Raw genomic sequence first — 19,803 nt, 5'->3', positions numbered from 1 at the left:
CATCGAAAAACAATGGTCATAACAAATTGGCAGAAGCTTGCTGGAATGGAATGATACCTGTTATGCTGCCAGAGCTTTTTGTTGACCCCTATAATAAACGTGTTACTATGTGGCAACTGGAAGAATGTAATCACTTGCTGTATGCGCTGCTTGGAGAAGAAAACAATATACCATCTGCCGAATTCACCATAAATCCGTATCTTTTTATTGAGTACATGCATGAAAATTAGCAGGTTTTGTTTAGAATGAAAGTTCAAGGTAGATTCAATAAAACCTGGCTATTTGTTTACAATTTATTACTTGCATAGAGGGTACTGTATTTGTCCAAATTAATTTTACAGGTCGCTCTAAAAAAGTTCTCTTAAAAAATACATGGGTTTAATACTTAATGCAACAAGGCGCAGTAAAATCTGCGCCTTGTTGCATTAATGTAATGCGGTATGGTTAATCATTTATTTAAAAATCCTTCACCAGCTTTAAGCTAATATTCCTGCCCACATTGTATATTCCAAGATGGCCATTGGGTGAGGCTGAATATTGTTCAAAATATTTCAATCTACTCAAATGATTCTGGAAAGCCACATCAAAAACATTATTGGCAAGCACATATACGTTTAGTACTGTTTTGCCTGCCTTGTTTTTAAAACCGGTTCCTGCACCGATGTTTATCAAAGTGTAACCCTGTGTGGCAGTTTCTGTATTGTCGTAGCTAAAAACCCTGTTTTGCGCTGCTGTGTATTGCACTTGCAATTTAATAAAGGGCTCGTTAAGGCATTTAGAATTTTGTGCAAGGTCGTACCGCAATTCACTAATATACCTGAATGGCGGTATCAGGGGAACATACTTGTTGTCATCGCGTTTTTCGGCACCGATAAAACTTTTATTATCGCCGTAAATCAATGAAACAGAATTATCAAAATGTAATGGTTTAATGATATGAAAATCAATGTTTCCTTCCACTCCATACAATAATACTTTACCACTCTTAAACTTGTAGGTTGGATATACCTGAACGCCGCTTGCACTCAACGAATCACCACCGGCAGCAGATAACAATCGTTCATTGTAAATATAATTGTCTATCTGGTTGATAAATAAACTAGCTCCGGCATTAATAGTAGAAGAAGTGTATGAAGCACCGATATCTACCTGGTTACTAAACTCAGGTTTAAATTGTGCATTCCCAATCTGATAAAATCCTGTGCCGGGATGCACACCATTGGCGGAGATCTCTGAAATATTAGGTGCCCTGTACCCTCTTGCAAAATTAAATTTTACCGCCCAGTTTTTATCTACGGAATAACTTAGTCCAATACTCCCGGTAACCCCCTTAAAATTAGTTGAATAATTACTGAAAAGCTTGTTTGCCCCCACAGTGTCAACTCCGGTTACGGGCTGGTCAAAGCCACTGGTTGCATTGCTTTTGGTATACAGTTCATCATTGGTAATTTTTCTGTAATCATAGCGAAGCCCCCCCGACACATTTAGGTTACCAAAGTCTTTTTTAATGGTTGCAAACCCACCAAAATCAAATTGGTTGTACGAAGGAATTACAAACTCTGTACCTGATGTTACATTATTACTTTGAAACATTCCGTTTACGCCAACGGCTACGGCCCATTTATTAAATTCCGGCAAAAAATATTTCACATCGTAGTTGAAGGTATTCAATTGCAGATCTAAACCTGCTACATTCTGGTAAGGCACTTCGGGGTGACTAAACTCTCTTCGAACACTTCGCTGAAAGCCGAAGTTAGCATCCAGCCTGCTATCACCAAAAAAGAAACTGTTTTTAGAAAAGGCCCTATAATGTTGTACACGTTGATGTAGTACCGACATGTTATAGGAATTCAATTCACTGTTGGTAACGATGGGCCGCAGGAGGTCTTCTTCGGTAATTTGCTTTGTAAACTGCCGTGTCAGCGAGTCCCGGCTACCGTCTGGTATTTCCTGTAAATTGTCATAGATCGATAAACTTAAATGACTAAATCCCCATTTTTTATGCAAGCCGGCAAAAGCGCTTCCTGCCGTTTCATTAAATGCGGTGTTGTACACCCGTCCATCTATGGAATTTTTAAAATCTTTGGCCATTCTTTTAGAAATCCTTCCACCCCATTCAAAACCATTTTTATTGCCGGTTAGAAAGGCTGATCCACCGTACATTCCATTGTTGGTTTGATACTCCGTGGTTACTGCTCCGGCAATTTTACCATTTGGGGCAGGTTGTGAGGGTATTAAATTTATTACACCCGCCAATGCATCGGAACCATACATTAAGCTGGCGGGCCCTTTCACCACTTCTATTCTATCAACACCATAGTTATCCATTTCTATTCCATGTTCATCACCCCATTGTTGTCCCTCCTGGCGCATGCCATCATACAGCGTTAAAATACGATTAAAACCCAGCCCCCTGATGTATGGCTTGGATACATTCGGCCCTGTGGTAACCGCACTTACACCTGGAATTTTTGCAATCGCATCAATTACATTGGTTGATAAATTGGTTGTTAAATATGCTTTATTAACAGCAATAATTGGCAAAGGAGATTTTTTAATTTGGGTTGCTTTTGAAGACCCCGTCACCACAACTTCAGTAAGTTCCATACTACTTTTATCAAGCTCGAAATTAACTGAAACACTACCGTTTATTTGGATCACTTTAGAAAAAATTTTATACCCCACCGCACTTATTTGTATTTCATACGATGCAGAAGGAATTCTATTAAAAGTAAAATGGCCGGTAGAATCAGTGAGCACAGAAGTATGTAAATCGGGGATAGAGACTGTTATGAAAGTTAATGGCTTTTTAGTGTCTTTATCTGTTACTTTTCCAGACAAAGAATTTTGTGCACATAGATATTGTGTGGCACACAACAATACAACTGTAGAAATAATCAATTTCATTTTTGTTAGATTTTTAATGGAGAGATGGCTGCGCAATTGAATTGTACAGCCTGCTTGCGGAAGGTAAAAAAACTATACTTCCGGCGGGCCCCTGTTGGCAGCTTCAGCAGCGAATGCCGAAACAAAATGTTCCAGGCCCGTACTGTAACCATCCGCATCTATAAAGTTTATAAAGGCAAATACAGGGAGGAAATTGATATGTGCATTCAGGTTATGATGATCACATAAAGAACATCTTTCGAACGCAGTTGAAATATGTGATTTGTGGTTACAGCCATCATTGCCGGTATAATAAATTACCTTTTCGCAGGAACCGGCTTTATCATAGGCTACAATGGGGCGGATATGATGGTGAAACATAAACGCAGGACTATTGCTACAGATATAAATCAGCAACAGTAGTATAGCACTGCAATGTATGTGTCGTTTATTTTTCAATACTTTTTTACAATAATGTTGCAAATATACCTCTAATCAATGTAGCTTTTTGCATAGTTTGCTCCTGGCTTAAAAAAATGAAGTATAATTTTATTAACACTGCCAACCGATCATACTTTACTATTTTCCGCGTATATTGTCAGCATACACAAATAATAAAATACAAATTTCTCCTGAGCAATTAGTTTTGATAAACGGCACCAATTTTCAACGGGGCTTGTTGTGTTTTAAATCACTGCCACTAAAATCATAAATGGAAAAAATATCTTTTTACTCATTGCAATTTTAGGGGGTGGTTTATTAATTAATCAGGCTGCAACCGTACAATTTTACGCTCACTTCAATCAGTATACAAACTCCACAGGACCAGGGAGTACACAATAACCCCTACGGCAAAAAAAAAGTATTTGTTTGTGATGAACGTTGTTACAGATGCGGTTGTGGGTCTGGTTGCACAAATTTTAATAACCGGACCAAAGACTGTCACAGGTAGAGTAACGCAGACAGAGTACCAGGCGCTATGGTGATGGTTATCACAATGGCTAAAACAGGCATAGGAGGTATGATTAGTATGGAGACTGCAACAGAGTAAGGTAGTAGCAATTGCAAGATAATAGCCAGGCTGCGTTTATAACACGAAACAAATGATCGATAGTATTTTTTCACTCAAACATGTAAGGCGCAGAACATGCGCTGTGCCTCACTTTTACCCAATATGTTTACCTGATAATATTTTTCAATTTACAGTAGGGATAACCCATGCGGAACACAACGTACCGGCTTTACGGATGTAAAATATTCAACTAATTATTGGGTCTTGTTGATACCGTGTCAGTCGAAAATATCAGAAGAAAGATAACGATCTCCCCGGTCGCAAATGATCACTACAATAATACCCGCATCTAATTCCTTTGACAATTCAATTGCGGTATGAACGGCACCACCACTGCTTAATCCGCTAAAAACAGCTTCCTCTCTGGCAAGACGTTTCGTCATGATGCGTGCATCTTTTTCATCCACCTCTATGGTGCGATCCACTCTTTTTCTATCGAATATTTTTGGCAAATAGGCTGCCGGCCATTTACGGATACCGGGTATCTGGGAGCCGTCCGTTGGCTGACAACCAACTATTTGTACCGCTTCATTTTGCTCTTTTAAATATTTTGATACGCCCATAATAGTTCCGGTGGTTCCCATTGAAGAAACAAAATGTGTTACGGCACCTTGGGTATCTCTCCATATTTCTGGTCCGGTGGTTTTATAATGCATACCGGGGTTATCGGGGTTAGCAAACTGGTTTAACATAAAATAGCCGCCTTTGGCAACCTGTGCATTGGCGTAATCAATGGCGCCTTCAATGGATCTTTCTTTTGGCGTAAGAATTACTTTTGCTCCAAATGCCTGCATGGTTAGCACTCTTTCCCTGGTAGAATTTTCTGGCATTACCAATTCAATGGGTACTTTAAACAAACTGGCTATCATGGCCAAAGCAATGCCTGTATTGCCACTGGTGGCTTCTATCAATGTTATACCTTTTGATATTTCACCTCTGTCAAATGCACCCTTAATCATACCGTAAGCAGCACGGTCCTTTACACTTCCACCGGGATTGTTGCCTTCAAGCTTACCATAAATAGTTACGTTTTTATTAGCGCTTACCTGGTCTAATTTCACCATCGGCGTGTTGCCTACTAAGTCTAAAATTCCTGCCATATTCTTGAGTTGATAAATTACATTCTAAGGTACAACGCTAAATTTATTTAGCGTTTACGTTATAAGATAATCAATGATATTTATTGCTGAACAACACTTGCTGCTTAAGGAAGTTTGTATTTTAAATTATTTTATGTGTCTTAAATCAAAGCTTTGATAATAAGACAACCGGATGGCATTTACACTCTTGTATTGATTACCCGCAGCCAGTTGTTGCCAGATATTGAGGTACCCAAACTGTATATTTGAAACAGCGCTGGTTTGAATTTTTAGCCCGGTATAAAAACGGTTTTGATCAAAATAATTATACACAATCTGTTTGCCTGCATTTACATTTATCTCGTCATTAATGATTAGAGAAACTGCACCTTGTTTACTGCCTTTTTTATCAAGGGGCAATTCGTATCGCCAGTTATAGCGTAGCCTGTAATTAAAATTATAGCCATCCGCAAGGGTGCTGTCATTTAAAATTTTATTCCGGTACCTTTCTTCCAGCCTTACCCAATGCACCATTCTTTTTCTTCCGTACCGGGCATCCCATTGTACCTGCTGCCATGGCCGGAGCTCAGGTTGTGAAACGTGTTTATGATTGTCTTGCGGAAAATAGTTGGCCCATGCAAACCCTGCTGTTAATTTTATGCTGTTTGAAACATAATAAGTAACTCCTACCCTTACAATGCCTACAGAAAGATTATTGACAAAACGATCCTTCGTCCTCAGTTGAAAGTCAGTCCAGGTTCCCCATTTTTCGCTTAATCTTACCTGGTTAAAATAGGCCAGCCATGTCTCATCCAGGTGCTGTATATTTTTTGTTGTTTGAGCTATTGATATAGCTCCGGTGAAGAAAACAAAAACACCAGAAAAAATATATTTCAGCATTGGGTCAGTTTATATAAAAAGAGTGCAAATATAGTTCACTCTTTTTTATATAAAAACTACATCCCGAAAGAGATTAGGTTCTTTCTTTAATCTCATCATTAGCTACCGCAATCACATGGTCACCGGCTTTTATGGCACCAAAAACTTCTATTTTGTTCACTGTTTGGTTACCTGTGCTTACATCTACTTTAGTAATTTTATCACCGCTCATCACCAACACATATTTTCTTTCCGTAGAAGTAACCACTGCAGATTTCGGGACAAACAGGGCTTCTACATTTCCTTTTGAATACAACAGCACATCTGCAAACATGCCAGGTGCAAGTACGCCATCGTTGTTTAATACATCCACTTCCATTCTTTCGCTGCGGTATTGGGCGTTTACATTCATGGAAGAACGGTTGATATTGCCTGTTAGCTTTTTTCCCTGCAAGGCACTTACATAAAAGGACACGGTATCTTTATTTTTTAGGTTACCCGCTAACGCTTCAGGTATGTCTACCTGCAAACGGAGATGATCTATTTGTTTCAATTCCAGTATGGGCTTGTCTTTCAACGAAGCACTTATCAACGCCCCGGGATGCACATTCCTTTCGGTAATAACACCGGCAAATGGCGCCACTACTTTTAAATAATCCAGCATGGTTTGCTGCATTTGCCAGTTCGCTTTTTCTGCATTACTTACCGAACTGTCTGCCTCCATCTTTGCTTTTATGCTGGAGAGGTCGAGTGGTGAAATAGCGCCTGCAGTTTTAGCAGCTTCCAGCAGGCGCTGGTAACGTTCTTTGTCAATAGCAAAATCAGCTTTTGTGCGGGCATACTTTTCCCTGGCTTGTAATGCAGCCTGCACTAATTCCGGGGCTTCCAGCACCATCAGCACGGTGCCTTTCGCAACCCTTGAACCGATATCTACCAGTACAGTTTTTACATAGCCGTTCACTTTAGGAAATATGCTCACTTCCTGGAAGGCCGCCAACTGTGCCGGAAGTTTTATAGTGGTGGCTACGCCGCCTTTTTCAACAAGAGCGAGCGTGTATTTTGGGGCAGCGGATTTAGGTTCTAAAGGTTTATTTGGCGCTGCGTTGTTGGAAGTGCAGGAATAAATGAAGACAAATAAAAATGGATAAATAAAATATTTCATGTTGATAAATTTAGTGGTTACTATTTTCTGGTAATAAGGAAACTGATCCAAAAGATGCTTTCTGACGAACCCAGCCATACACTAGCGGTACAATAAATAAAGCTGCAAAAGTGGAGGCGATAAGACCACCAATTACTGCACGGCCCAACGGTGCAGACTGATCACCTGCCTCGCCCAGCCCGCTGGCCATGGGTATCATACCTGCAATCATAGCCAGGCTCGTCATTAAAATGGGACGCAACCGGATGCTTGCTGCTACGGTGGCTGCTTTAAAGGGATCTTTGTATTGCAACCGCAAAGCCTCCGCGTTGGTTACAATCAAAATAGCGTTGGCCACCGAAACACCCGTGCTCATAATAATACCCATGTATGATTGCAGGTTTAATGTTGCACCTGTAGCCAGCAGTAACAAAAGCGCACCCAGCAGTACTGCTGGTATGGTTGACACTACAGCAATGGCTACACCAAATGATTGATAATTTGCCGCCAATAGCAACAATATCACCACGATGGCCACCAGCAAACCTGTTTGTAAAGAGTCCAGTGTTTCTATTAGTAAAGACGACATCCCTTTTACTTCGGCAACCAGGCCCTTTGGCGGTGTACCTAAAGAACTGATCGCTTTTTGTACTGCCGTGGTTGCTGTGCCAAGATCATTTTTATAAATGTTGGCACTTACTGTTAAAAAACGTCGGGGGCCGGCACGGTCATATTCACCGGGCAAAGTATCAATCGTCATTTGTGCGATGTCAGATAAAATGGGTCTTGATTTTCCTTTTACCAGCGAAATAGATTGCAACTGTTCGATGGAGTTCATAATGTATTCCGGCACCTGTACCTGTACCTGGTAAGTATAAGCAACTTTCTGATCAAGCCATTGTACTTTTTCAGTAAAGCGGCTGGAAGAAGTAGCATCGGTAATACTCCTGGCCACTTCGTTCAGGTTGAGCCCCATCTGCGCCAAACGAAAGCGATCAATATTGATTTTAATGGTAGGGAATTTTAAAGGCTGTGCTATCTGTACATCCCGCAGGTAACTGATTTGTTTCAGACTATCCACCAGCCTTTTAGAATACAATTTTAATTCATCAAAATTTTTACCTGCCACCCGTACTTCAATGGGCGTGGAGGCTCCCTGCGCCATAATCTTTTCTGTTAATTCAATGGGTTCAAAAGATATGTTTAGCAACGGATAAGCCGCTTTTATATTCTGCCTTAATTTATCTTTTAATTCATCCAGGTTGGCCTTATAATTTTCTTCCAGGTTAACCTGCAAAACTGCTTCATGCGTACCGCTGTTAAAAATATAAAGGTTACTGGATCCATAACTGCTCGGTATCAGCCCAACATAGGCAGAACTGATTTTTATATTGCCGTTGGTAGTTGCTTTGATTACATCCAGTACCCCTTTTGTCGCTCTTTCGGTTTGCTCCAGCCTGGTACCATCCGGCTCTTTAATCCTTATCTGTAGTTGTCCGTTATTGGTTTTCGGCAGCAAATCTTTTCCGATGAAAACAAAACAACAACCTGCAGCTGCAAGAAACAAAATAAGGTACATCAACACAATGGGCTTCCGGTTAGGCATCCAGGTTTCCAGTTTATCTGCCAGTCCCAATTTAATGCGTTGAAAAAATCCATTCTCTTCCGGATGCTTTTTATCTTCCGCATTGTGCATATTTATTTCCCTGATTTCTTTATCATCCAAAGCCAGTCCTGCATGAGCATGCTGCTTTTCATGATGATACTGAAACATGTCTTCCTTCAATAACCAGTTAGCAATAACAGGCACCAGCGTTTGAGCCGCAATGAAAGAAACGATCATGGCAAAACCGATGGATAAAGAAAGTGGAAGGAACATCGCTTTTGGTACGCCATTCATTACAAAGGATGGTGCAAATACTGCCAGGATACACAATAGAATCAGCAGCAATGGAAAAGAAATTTCTTCACAGGCATCCAGGATGGCCTGCCGTTTATTCTTGCCCATCTCCAGATGCTGGTGTATATTTTCAATGGTTACCGTAGCCTGGTCAACCAATACACCGATGGCCAAAGCAAGTCCGCTCAATGTCATGATGTTGATGGATTGTCCCGCCATGTTGAGAAACAGCACACTACTTAATATGGCTACCGGAATAGTAATCACCACTACCAGGCTGCTTCGCCAGTCTTTTAAAAATAGTAACACCATCAGACCGGTAAGAATGGCGCCCAGTATCCCTTCCGTCATCAGACTTTTTACAGCATTGATAACAAATACAGACTGGTCAAACTCATAGCTGATGTTGACATCATCCGGCAACAGGCTTTGCATTTCGGGCAGCTTGCCTTTTAAAGATTGAACTACTGCCCAGGTAGAAGCATCGGCTGTTTTAACCACAGGGATATACACCGAACGTTTACCGTTGATGAGCGCATAATCCACAGTTACATCCGACGCATCCGCTACCGTACCAATGTCATGTATAAACACCGTAGCAACACCGTTTGTGGTAATGGGAATGTCTTCGAACTGCTGCACTTTTTCTTCCAGTGAATTTACAGTGGTCACGTACATCATGCTATCTACCCTTAAATTACCTGAGGGACTCATGCTGTTACTTTTGGAAATAGCTTCCACCACCTGGTCGGGTGACAAATTATAGCGGAGCAATTTTTCCGGATCCACATTCACCACTACCGATCTTGAGTTGGCACCAAATGGTGGCGGTGCAGACAAGCCCGCCACTGTAGAAAACATCGGTCGAACACGGGTTACCGCAAGATCATAAATCTCTTTTAACGATTTTGTCTGGCTGCTGAAAACCAACTGACCCACGGGTAATGAAGAAGCATCAAACCGGATCACCTGCGGAGGTAATGCACCGGGTGGAAAAAACTTTGAAGCTCTGTTTACCTGTAAGGCCACCTGCGCCGATACTTCGGCCATATCAGTGCCTTCGTAAAAAGAAAGTTTGATCAGGGTAAGACCCTGTATGTTTTTACTTTCTATATTTTTTATCCCATTCACGTATAAAAACTGGTCCTGCATACGCGTGGCAAAAAAACCCTCCATTTGCTGCGGACTCATGCCACCATACGATTCAATTACATAGATTGTTGGAAGGTTCAATTTGGGAAAAATATCAATCGGAATTTTCCGGATCGCCATAAAAGAAAACAACAACAATCCTGTAAAAAGTACCAGTATGGTAATGGGCCTTTTTAATGCTGCTCGTACCATAATTAGTTATTTAATTGTTTGAATAAATTGAGTAAGATTACCGGTGGCAGCGGCTTTCTCCAGCTGCGTCATATACCAGTCATTCAGTGTTTCGATGTAATCGGTCTGCGACCGGTACAATACAAACGACGCATTGGTGAGATCGATCAAAGAAATAATGCCTGCTTTATACTGTGCCAGTTTCTGCTGGTAAGTATCCTGGGCTGATTGATACTGCACCGGCAATTCTGTTAAATTAGCCAGCGTGGTTTGCAGGGCATTGTCGGCCTGATGGGCAGACGATAGCAGGGATAATTTTTGCTGCCGTAAATCGTATTCGCTTGCCTGCAATTGGTAGCGGTTAATGGCCAGCTTATCCCGTTTGGTGATGCCGTTAAAAAGATTGTAGGTAAACGCCACACCCACAGCATAATTAAAACGCTGGTAGCCCAGCCCGTTCGCCAGCGACTTGTACTGATCATTATATTGAATGCTGGAACCCCTGCCCCAGGAGCTGCCGGCCAGTAATATTTTTGGAAGATAGCTTTTGCTGATGAGGTGCTGATTGGCTACAAAAATATCCCGTTTTTTAGCGTAATAATCTACCAGGGGATTATTGAGCGTGTCCATCATAAAATCAGCCGCCAAAGGCATTTTGGTCATTGGGTTGATGGGTACCGAATCTAACGTTATACTATTACCTGGTATCCCTGTTAAATAAGCTAATTGTTCCTTTAACTGGTTTACATTTCCCAGTGTTTGGTTGTAACTTATTTTAGTTTTAGACAGTTCTGCTTTGGCCAGGGATGAATCTGCACCTGGTTTTATACCGGCTGCGGCAAGCGCCTGTATAATTTGGAAGATGCTTTGATACCTGTCTGTATTTTGCTGGTCGGCACTAAGCCGGTATTGATTTTTTAGAATAGTAAAATACAGTTTGGCAACATTCAAATCCAGGAAATACTGCTCCTTTTTCAGGTCTGTTTCTGCCAGGTTCAGGTATGCCCTGGCCGTGTTTAGTTTTGCCTGATTTAGTCCAAAATTATCCAGTTCATACTCACTGTACAATACGGCAACATTGCCTGTAACAGGTTGTGAAATATTTTCACCCCGGATACTTCCTGAGGTAGAAGGCGTCATGCCAAAAGTGAAAAAACTACCGGCAAGTGAATTGGCCGATCCCAGGTTTAATTGCTCGCTAAATTTAAGCTGTGGTAAAAAAGAATGTTTTGTATCGGTAATGCTAGCTTTGCCCGATTCAATCAACGCTTTCTTCTGCATCAATAACGGCAGGTAATTGTGGGCGCTGCCAATAAGGCTGGATAAGGAATAATTCTTTGTTTGTGCAAATACAAAAGGTGCCTGTAACAATAATAAAATACTGATTACAGAAATGTACCTTCTTCTTACAAAAGGAACCATAATTAATAATTAAGGTGAACAATGTTGAAACCAAATAAATATCAGGCAACAGCAGGCGGTCCCCTTAATGTATGTGTAAGTAAGTGAAAGGAGGCAAGTGAAGGATTAAGATAATTACCAAAGGATTTTAGTGCTGCAATGAATACCGGTATTTCAAAAGAAACAGGTACCCAAAAAGGAATAGTTGCAGGTTCAAATCGCTTATTTAAACGTAAGGTGGAAAGTTTACAGCTTGTTTTATCTGTATAATTTTGGAGTACACCCGAATTTTTTGAAGAAGGGCTGGTGTAAAATGCCCCCGCATTTTTATTAGCGGATATACTGTCATGACTAACAAAAATCTGTACTAAAAAAAACGGAAGATAAAAAAGCAACGCAGCTATTTTAAAAATACTAAAAAATATATTCCGCCTTTTATACTGCATATGTCATCTAAAACTTGTGTAAGAATTTAGTCTGCAAATGTCAGTTTAACTTTTTCAATTTTTACACCTCTTTTGTAAATAGATTGTTAACAATAAATATTTTATTAGTCTGCTGATGATCTGATTACCAAAAAGAAAGGCTGGTTAAATTCAGAAATAGATTAACCAGCCTTTAAATACTTACTGCAATTCACAGTAATCTTTTATTCAATATTTCTAACTGCTTTAATTAATTGATCAGGCTTACAAAAGCAAATGATTTATTTGTTCAATAAACCATCCAGTGTAATTGCTATATAATATAATGCACCAATGGTTGGGCCACCAGCATACTCCAGGTGCCTGTTATTTAAAATGTTGGTGCCTCCCAATTTAACGGTTGCTTTTACGGCAGGTAGCCTGCAGGTTAGCTGCGCATCAAGATTATGGATGGCAGCTATTTTACCGGTTACCAGCGGGCTTTCCCATAAAAAACTGTTCTGCCATTTCCACACAATATTAAATCCCACATTCCTGGTAATTGATCTGTTTCCAAACGAAAGGTTACTGGTCCAGTCGGGCGTATTAAAACCCGTTGTAAATAAATCAGGAGATTTGATTCCCTTTATCTTATTGTAATTTAAGTTTCCTGAAATTGTATAGGTTTTAAAGAAATTATAACTAACACCCAATGAGGATCCATAGGTAGTGTACTTATTTTTTGCATTGGTGTATACCCGGTAACGGTCCTGGCCATTACTTGCCGCGGTAGCCGGAGAAGTAGCAGTAGCATCCTTTGCCTGTTGCGCATCCCGGTTACGGTCAACCATGGCCAACACTGCACCATCAGCGCCAATTGTTTCAGCAATGGGAACAAACACCTGTACCTGTCCTAAAAATCCATCATAGATGTTGGCATAAGCGTCAAAATCTACAAACACTTTATTGTTGACTACAGCACTTTTATAGCCAACTTCAAAAGAGTTGATACCTTCAGGCCGGCCATTTGGCAATGATGCAGGCTTTAGTAAACTGCGGTTGGCCAATGCAGCAGAGTCGCTGTTGCCCGCAAATTTAACGGCTGCGTTAAAAGCTGCTACTGAACTTTGTGTATAGCTGTTTTCGCGGTAGCCCAGGCCTTCGTTAATGATGGGCAGTATACCTACCCTTTTTACCCTGCCATTGTTTACGTAACTCAATGCCTCAAACAGTGCGGGAAAACGATAGCCCTGCTGAAAAGTAACCCTGAAGTTATGTTTTTCTTTCACCGTATAAACCGCGGCGAAACGCGGCGTTAGTTTTGCCGTAAATTCAGGATTGTAATCCGCCCGCAATGAGCCCCATAATTTTAATTTTTCGTTGAAAAGGGTTTTGGTAACCTGCGCAAAACCGCCCAACTTTTTATAGTAAATATTGCTGCCAAAACTGCCGTCTGCCAGAGGTGTATTTCTTTCTGCAACGGGCCTTTTAAAATCAACAAAATTATTACCATCGGGTATCAGTTCGTATACTCTTGCATCGCCGCCAATTAACAGGCTAAAATATTTTACCTGTTTGGTAAGATCCCATTGACCTTCTACATGATATAGGTGACTTTTTTGAATTAAGGCCGCACCACCGGTTGCCGGTGCATTGGGAATAGCGCTTGACTTGATATCCCAGTTATTTATTTTTATGATGGAATCTTTTACCCTGTTAAAGTAGGGTGTACCAGGTTCTGCACGGCCTGCATCGGCAAGCTGGCGTGCATATTGAGTTGCCTCAGCGAGGTTGTAAGACGTTAATGCTCCGCCATGAGAAGTGGCAAATGAATTCAATGCAGTTTTGTATTTTGAAGCCCAGGCACTGTTGCTTCCTCCGGTGTATAAATCAAGATTATCTGCCAACGGTTTTACGTTATAACTATCGCCTGAATTTTCAATGGAAGTATATGCCCTGATAGTAAAAGTAGTACCCTTCAATTCTATCTGGTGATTTTGTACCACTACATTATCTAATTTAATTTTATTACCTCTTTGAAAAATACCGTCCATTTTACCTACGCGGTAAGTATAACTTAAAGTAGTGCCGGGTGTTATTTTATACTGCAGTGCGGCATCAAATTTCAGGTTATTTACTTTCGGATCTACCAGATCTTTTTCCCAATAACCGGTACGGGCCACTGTTAAAGTTTTGTTGGTTGCGCCATCTATTTTTAAACCCGTTATAGAAACCGTATTGCTGCCGGCGAGTGCATCGTCGCCATATTTATTCCAGCCGTCAAAGGCAATATTATTAACACCGTTTAATGCAGGGTACGATGGGTTAGCTGTATTTTTATTATTGGGGTTCTGGTCTAATCTTGTATCTGAAATCCAGTCAATCCCCTGCAGGTAACTTCCATTTAATTTAAAAGCAAATTTATTTTTAAAGGCTTTTGCATAGCGTATTGCCGTTTCAGTTAGCAAGCCAGGAGAATGGTCAATTCCATCCACATGGTTTACACCGGTACGTTGAAAAACACTCAGTCCCTCTGATGTAAACGGATTTTTTGTAATCAGGTTCGACATTCCGTTGATAGCATTCATACCATACAAAGCAGAAGCTGCGCCGGGTGTTACCTCTATGCTTTGAATGTCGAGTTCTGTTGGCCCAATCGCATTACCCAGAGGCACGCCCAACGTAGCGGCCTGCATATCTATCCCATCTACCAATTGCATAAATCGAAAATTATTGGGGATATTAAATCCCCTGGTATTGGGTACTTTAAAAGTGAGAGAAGAAGTGATTAACTGTACACCTTTTACATTTCCAAGTGCATCGTAAAACGAAGCTGCGGGTGTTTCCTTTAATGCTCTTACATCCAGCTTTTCAATACTTACCGGCGATTTTAATATTTTCTCTGAAGTGCGACTTGCCGTTACTACCACTTCATTGGCCAGGTATGTCTGGCTGGTTAATTGTATCGCCAGTTTAGAACGGGCATTTTTGATTTCAATTTCCTGCGGCGAAAAACCTACTGACGAAATGACAACTTTAAAAGGAAATATCTGATTCACCACCAATGAAAATTTACCGTTTGAATCTGTAATGGTTCCTTTGGAAGCACCTTTTACGGCAACGCTTACAGAGGCCAGTCCTTCGTGACTTTCCCCCACTACCTTACCATTTAAAATTACGGTGCCATTTAACTGCCCGGCTGCTATGACCGGGAATAAAAATAATATTGCTAATAGCTTTCTCATTGCGTTGTGTTATTTTTTTATTAAACAGGTGGTTTATTAATTGATTGCAACAACTACGTTTAGTTGCGTTGTATATTCTGCGTCAACATCGAAAACGGGTATCTTTTAAAATCATACTGGCTGTAAGGGGTTAATATAGTCTATCATTTTAGTAGACTATCTATTCAAAAAAATGATTGTTCTAATTACAGACCTTTTTCGGAGATTTACCGTCTAAAATCCGTTTATCATTACCGGCACAATAATATTGCGTGCTTATATTTTGTAAACACATAGTTTTAGTTATTTATCAGTCTATTATTTTAGTAGACTATATGTTCAAAAAAAATTCTTTTTTACATTAGGTGTACAATTGCTTTCCACAAACTGTTTAAGCTTGTAATAATAACAAGAGAACCCACTAAAATAAACATAGTTTTTAATGGAAGTTTACCTACCAGTCTTGCTGCTATGGGGGCTGCAATTAAGCCGCCAATAATTAATCCGGCTATTTGAAAAATAGGAATAGTTTTAAGTAAAATAAAAAAAGTGATGGAGCTGGTTAACACCACAAAAAATTCTGCCAGGCATACAGAGCCTATCACATACCGGGGGCTTTTGCGTTTCGCCATTAAAGTACTTGTAACCAATGTACCCCAGCCACCACCGGCAAAAGCATCCACAAAACCTCCTACAGAAGCAAGCCAGCCTGCTTTTTTTACCTTATCGTGTGCCTTGCGTTTATTAAATGCCTTTTTTATGATAAAATAACCCAGGTACAATGTATAGATTGCCAAAGGAATTTTAACCCGGTCAGCATATTTTTGAAAGAAAAAAGCACAGCCTGCACCAATAATGGCACCGATTATACCCGGTATAACAATGGCTTTAAATAATTTTTTATTGATGTTTCCAAAGCGATGATGGCTGTAACCAGATACACCGCTGGAGAAAACCCTGGCCGAATGCACCTGGCTGCTTACAAAGGCCGGCGGAACACCGAAGGCCAATAAAAACGTAGTGCAAATAGTACCATACCCCATGCCCAGCGAACCATCCGACATTTGAGCCAGGAAACCAATAGCAAGCATTATTAAAAAAGTTTTTGCATCTATCTTACCAGATAACTCACCTATATTTTCGGTAATTTTATTAAAAGGAACGTAGGATAAAATACCATGCCCCACTATCATCAGTAAAAAAGCCAATAAGCACCACATTACTATCCTGGGCCATTTTTTTTGTTCCGGTAAATTTTCATTTTCAAGAAATGCCTGTTTGGATACCAGCACTTTTGTAAGCTCGTTGAGCTTTTTTACCTTTTCATCAAAACTTCCGTTAATGCTGTTTCGAATAATTTGTACATTGTTCAACACACCTTCCATTTCGTCCGGTATCATATCCCCTATTACTTCTTTTAAACGCTTTGCTACCGTAGGCGATTTACCATTGGTTGAAATGGCAATTTTAAGACTGCCTTTCTGAATAATTGAACCAAGGTAAAAATCACATAGCTCAGGTTTATCGGCTACATTAATTAATATCCCCATACGGTGTGCATCCCTTGCAATTTCACTACTGATAACAGGATCATTGATGGCTGCAATGGCAATATCAGCAGCATCGAAATCGCTGATATGGTAAGGCCTTTCCAACAACGTGATAACGGAAAACCCTTTACTATATTCTTTTATTTCATCACTTATATTTAAGGCAACCAATGTAATGATGGCCGAAGGCGAATTGGAAAGTATTGCCTGCAACTTTTCCATGCCCACATAACCACCTCCCACTATCAGTACTCGTATTTGCTTCAGCTTTAAAAAAACAGGAAAAAGTTCATTCCGCTCTGCCAGGGTTGTTGTTGTCATTGGATGCAAATATATAATAATCTCTACTAAATTAGTAGACTACTGAAAATATTTTTTTCTTTCCCTTAAAAACCGTTGGCTTTAAATAGATAACCGTACCGAATCTTTCTAATTTACACACTATCTACCTGCTTAAATTTATTCGCCTTCACGCATATACAAAACACATATTACCAAAACCCAATTGTTACTGTTTTTAGTGATGGTAGTTTTTTGAACTAAGCCTCCCTTCCATTATTTATTGGCTAAAACTATTGCTGCTGAGCCAACTATGTTCAATAGCCAAACAATCAACGCCACTTTAGTGTATAATAGTTCAACCAATCGAATTTTAATAATAGTACGGGAGTTTAACATGTACCCGATGCAAAAGTGTTTTTTTTGGTTTCGCAGACTTATCAGGTAAAATTATTCATATTTAGTGTCAACGGGTATTCAATGAAGATTTTTAGTTGGTTTTGCATTTTAAAACCCAAGGTTTATTTTAACTTGCACTAATAAGATAAAGCAGTTTAGCTGCCATAAAAAAGCACATTAAAATTTACAAACAATATGAACAATTTAAAAGATAAAGTAGCCTATATAACAGGCGGTAGCAAGGGCATTGGATATGGCATTGCAAAAATATTATTGGGTAGCGGTATGCGGGTAGCCATTACCAGCCGCAGCCTGCAGGCTGCACAGCAAGCGGCGGCATCGTTAAGCAACGATCCGTTAAGAGTGCTGGCAGTACAGTCGGAAGTTAGTTCGCTGGCAGCAGAAACCGATGCCGTGAAGAAGGTAACAGATCATTTTGGACAACTGGATGTATTGGTGGCCAATGCCGGAGTAGGCCATTTTGCACCCATAGAAACCCTGAGTGAACAGGATTGGAAAAGCATGATAGATACCAACCTGACCGGCGTTTTTAACAGCGTTAAAGCCTGCATTGATCCGTTAAAACAAACCAAAGGATATATTATTACCATCGCCAGCCTGGCAGGCACCAATTTCTTTGCCACGGCATCCGGCTACAATGCCAGCAAGTTTGGACTGGTAGGTTTTACGCAGGCCATTATGCTCGACCTGAGACAATACGGTATTAAAGTAACTACCATTATGCCTGGTTCGGTAGCTACCAATTTTAATGATCATACGGTTGATGAAGTGGATGTTTGGAAAATACAGCCAGAAGATATTGGCCAGATGGTGCAGGATCTTTTAAACATGAACCCTCGCACTTTGCCCAGCAAAATTGAAGTAAGACCATCTTCAACTGGAAAATAAAACTAATTTTTAATATCATCTTCTTCCCGGTGACTGTATAACAGGAAGAAGATGATTTTTAATGCGGAAAATATGATGGTATAGAATTTTTTATTCCGTCATCCTGCCATATTTTTTTTCAAAATGTTTTTCCAACCCGGGCAAACAGTCTTTTAGTTGCTGCATACTCTTCAGTACAAAATACTGCTTTTGAAAACTGTCTTTTATGTACGGCGTTTCAATAATTTTTCTAACATCAAAAGGCACTTTTGCCGGTGTGTCAGAAAGCGCATACACAGTTTCGCCGATGGAACTTAAAATTCCTGCGCCATAAATTTTTAATTGTTCTCCTTCCTGTACCAAACCAAATTCAATTGTGTACCAGTATAATCTTGCAATGGCTTCAATCACCTCCTCATTGGTACTGTATTTTTTTGCAATCTCCGACAAGCCGTGAAGATAGTCACAGATATAGATATCCGTTAACATGGGCACATGGCCAAACACATCGTGAAACATATCCGGCTCTTCGAGGTAATCAAGATTTTGTGGTTTTCGTATCCAGGTAGTTGCCGCAAATTGCTTTTCAAATATTTTTTCAAAAAAATAATTATTATCAATTAGTCCCGGTACAGCATATATGCTCCACCCGGTAATATTGCGAAGCAGCTTATTCACTTCATCAAAATCAGGAATCGCAGATGCCGTAAAATTGAGTTGCTGAATACCGGTTAAAAAATTGCTATAGGCAAATTGCTCTACTGCTTTTAATTGTCTTTCAAATAGCAAGAACCAGGTATGCTGCTCTTCAGGAGTATATAAATGATAACGTTGCGAAATCATAAAAAAGATTTTAGCTTGATGAAAATATGATGATGATAAGTCCACGGCCGGACGAACTTTTTATTGTATGCCAGCAGGAAAAATCAAAAGAGAGGGTTAATTATTAGATGGACCATGGGAGGAAATTAATACACAGAAATCTATACGGGTCTTCGTTTGCGGGCTTTTAATGGCGTTATAAATTTTATTTTCTGTAGCATACACAAATCATTTAAACAACCAATGGCTTTTTATTATTCTCCGGGAAAGAATAGTTCAGTTAACATGGTTAAGTACAACCAACGGTAAAAGTAAAAATTTTAGTGTAATTATACAGTAGATAATTATTAAAATATTTGAAAACATTCAGGGGTGAGTGTAAAAAACAGCAGTGAAATTTATTATCCGAAAGATTATTGCACGAAAAAAAATGCGGTTGGAGGTTTCAAATATTTTCTGGAAAAGTGCACTGGTGGGTCTGTTGGGTGAAAAGATAATCCAGGGAAGAAGCTTTCATTTGCAACGAAGCATAAATTAGATGGTACTCTTACAGCTT

The 19,803-nt window shown here is 40.0% G+C and carries 13 protein-coding genes; 2 read left to right on the top strand and 11 right to left on the bottom strand.

Annotation, left to right across the window (positions count from 1 at the left end):
* Positions 1–230: hypothetical protein (locus tag H7254_RS12310; RefSeq protein WP_301933247.1), on the top strand; the 230-nt coding region annotated here is incomplete at its 5' end.
* A 226-nt stretch (positions 231–456) separates the two neighbouring features.
* Here the strand turns inward: H7254_RS12310 and H7254_RS12305 are convergent.
* The 10 genes from H7254_RS12305 to H7254_RS12260 all read right to left on the bottom strand — a co-directional run bounded on the left by H7254_RS12305 (position 457) and on the right by H7254_RS12260 (position 17,180).
* Positions 457–2,907 (bottom strand): TonB-dependent receptor, encoded by a 2,451-nt coding sequence (locus tag H7254_RS12305; RefSeq protein WP_301933246.1) that lies wholly within the window; start codon positions 2,905–2,907, stop codon positions 457–459.
* Positions 2,908–2,979: 72 nt separating this feature from the next.
* A complete protein-coding gene (locus H7254_RS12300; protein WP_301933245.1) occupies positions 2,980–3,345 on the bottom strand; it encodes a hypothetical protein in 366 nt (121 codons plus the stop codon).
* 831 nt (positions 3,346–4,176) lie between these two features.
* Positions 4,177–5,058, bottom strand: coding sequence for a cysteine synthase CysM (cysM, locus tag H7254_RS12295; RefSeq protein ID WP_301933244.1), 882 nt, complete (start codon positions 5,056–5,058; stop codon positions 4,177–4,179).
* A gap of 126 nt (positions 5,059–5,184) precedes the next feature.
* The gene (locus H7254_RS12290; protein WP_301933243.1) at positions 5,185–5,937 is read right to left on the bottom strand and encodes a DUF2490 domain-containing protein; all 753 of its coding nucleotides are present in this window, start codon (positions 5,935–5,937) and stop codon (positions 5,185–5,187) included.
* 73 nt (positions 5,938–6,010) lie between these two features.
* On the bottom strand, positions 6,011–7,078 hold the full coding sequence (locus H7254_RS12285) for an efflux RND transporter periplasmic adaptor subunit (protein WP_301933242.1): 1,068 nt from the start codon (positions 7,076–7,078) through the stop codon (positions 6,011–6,013).
* 10 nt (positions 7,079–7,088) lie between these two features.
* A complete protein-coding gene (locus tag H7254_RS12280; protein ID WP_301933241.1) occupies positions 7,089–10,301 on the bottom strand; it encodes an efflux RND transporter permease subunit in 3,213 nt (1,070 codons plus the stop codon).
* Positions 10,302–10,307: 6 nt separating this feature from the next.
* The gene (locus tag H7254_RS12275) at positions 10,308–11,702 is read right to left on the bottom strand and encodes a TolC family protein (protein ID WP_301933240.1); all 1,395 of its coding nucleotides are present in this window, start codon (positions 11,700–11,702) and stop codon (positions 10,308–10,310) included.
* A 41-nt stretch (positions 11,703–11,743) separates the two neighbouring features.
* Positions 11,744–12,076 (bottom strand): hypothetical protein, encoded by a 333-nt coding sequence (locus H7254_RS12270; RefSeq protein ID WP_301933239.1) that lies wholly within the window; start codon positions 12,074–12,076, stop codon positions 11,744–11,746.
* A gap of 311 nt (positions 12,077–12,387) precedes the next feature.
* The gene (locus H7254_RS12265; protein ID WP_301933238.1) at positions 12,388–15,330 is read right to left on the bottom strand and encodes a TonB-dependent receptor; all 2,943 of its coding nucleotides are present in this window, start codon (positions 15,328–15,330) and stop codon (positions 12,388–12,390) included.
* A 335-nt stretch (positions 15,331–15,665) separates the two neighbouring features.
* A complete protein-coding gene (locus tag H7254_RS12260; RefSeq protein ID WP_301933237.1) occupies positions 15,666–17,180 on the bottom strand; it encodes a TSUP family transporter in 1,515 nt (504 codons plus the stop codon).
* Between the two features lie 552 nt (positions 17,181–17,732).
* Here H7254_RS12260 and H7254_RS12255 point away from each other — a divergent pair.
* Positions 17,733–18,446: an SDR family oxidoreductase gene (locus H7254_RS12255; protein WP_301933236.1), complete on the top strand. Its 714-nt coding sequence runs from the start codon at positions 17,733–17,735 to the stop codon at positions 18,444–18,446.
* 90 nt (positions 18,447–18,536) lie between these two features.
* Here the strand turns inward: H7254_RS12255 and phhA are convergent, their stop codons facing one another.
* Complete coding sequence (gene phhA, locus H7254_RS12250) at positions 18,537–19,268, bottom strand: phenylalanine 4-monooxygenase (protein WP_301933235.1); 732 nt, start codon at positions 19,266–19,268, stop codon at positions 18,537–18,539.
* Between the last annotated feature and the right edge of the window lie 535 nt (positions 19,269–19,803).

This window comes from Ferruginibacter sp., assembly GCF_014377975.1.
Taxonomy (GTDB): Bacteria; Bacteroidota; Bacteroidia; order Chitinophagales; family Chitinophagaceae; genus Ferruginibacter.
This window is presented reverse-complemented; position numbering and strand designations above follow the sequence as displayed.

Excerpts from the sequence above, each read along its gene's own strand:
- H7254_RS12305 (WP_301933246.1), bottom strand. The coding sequence starts at position 2,907 with ATGAAATTGATTATTTCTACAGTTGTATTGTTGTGTGCCACACAATAT.
- cysM (WP_301933244.1), bottom strand. The coding sequence starts at position 5,058 with ATGGCAGGAATTTTAGACTTAGTAGGCAACACGCCGATGGTGAAATTA.
- H7254_RS12290 (WP_301933243.1), bottom strand. The coding sequence starts at position 5,937 with ATGCTGAAATATATTTTTTCTGGTGTTTTTGTTTTCTTCACCGGAGCT.
- H7254_RS12285 (WP_301933242.1), bottom strand. The coding sequence starts at position 7,078 with ATGAAATATTTTATTTATCCATTTTTATTTGTCTTCATTTATTCCTGC.
- H7254_RS12280 (WP_301933241.1), bottom strand. The coding sequence starts at position 10,301 with ATGGTACGAGCAGCATTAAAAAGGCCCATTACCATACTGGTACTTTTT.
- H7254_RS12275 (WP_301933240.1), bottom strand. The coding sequence starts at position 11,702 with ATGGTTCCTTTTGTAAGAAGAAGGTACATTTCTGTAATCAGTATTTTA.
- H7254_RS12265 (WP_301933238.1), bottom strand. The coding sequence starts at position 15,330 with ATGAGAAAGCTATTAGCAATATTATTTTTATTCCCGGTCATAGCAGCC.
- H7254_RS12260 (WP_301933237.1), bottom strand. The coding sequence starts at position 17,180 with ATGACAACAACAACCCTGGCAGAGCGGAATGAACTTTTTCCTGTTTTT.
- H7254_RS12255 (WP_301933236.1), top strand. The coding sequence starts at position 17,733 with ATGAACAATTTAAAAGATAAAGTAGCCTATATAACAGGCGGTAGCAAG.
- phhA (WP_301933235.1), bottom strand. The coding sequence starts at position 19,268 with ATGATTTCGCAACGTTATCATTTATATACTCCTGAAGAGCAGCATACC.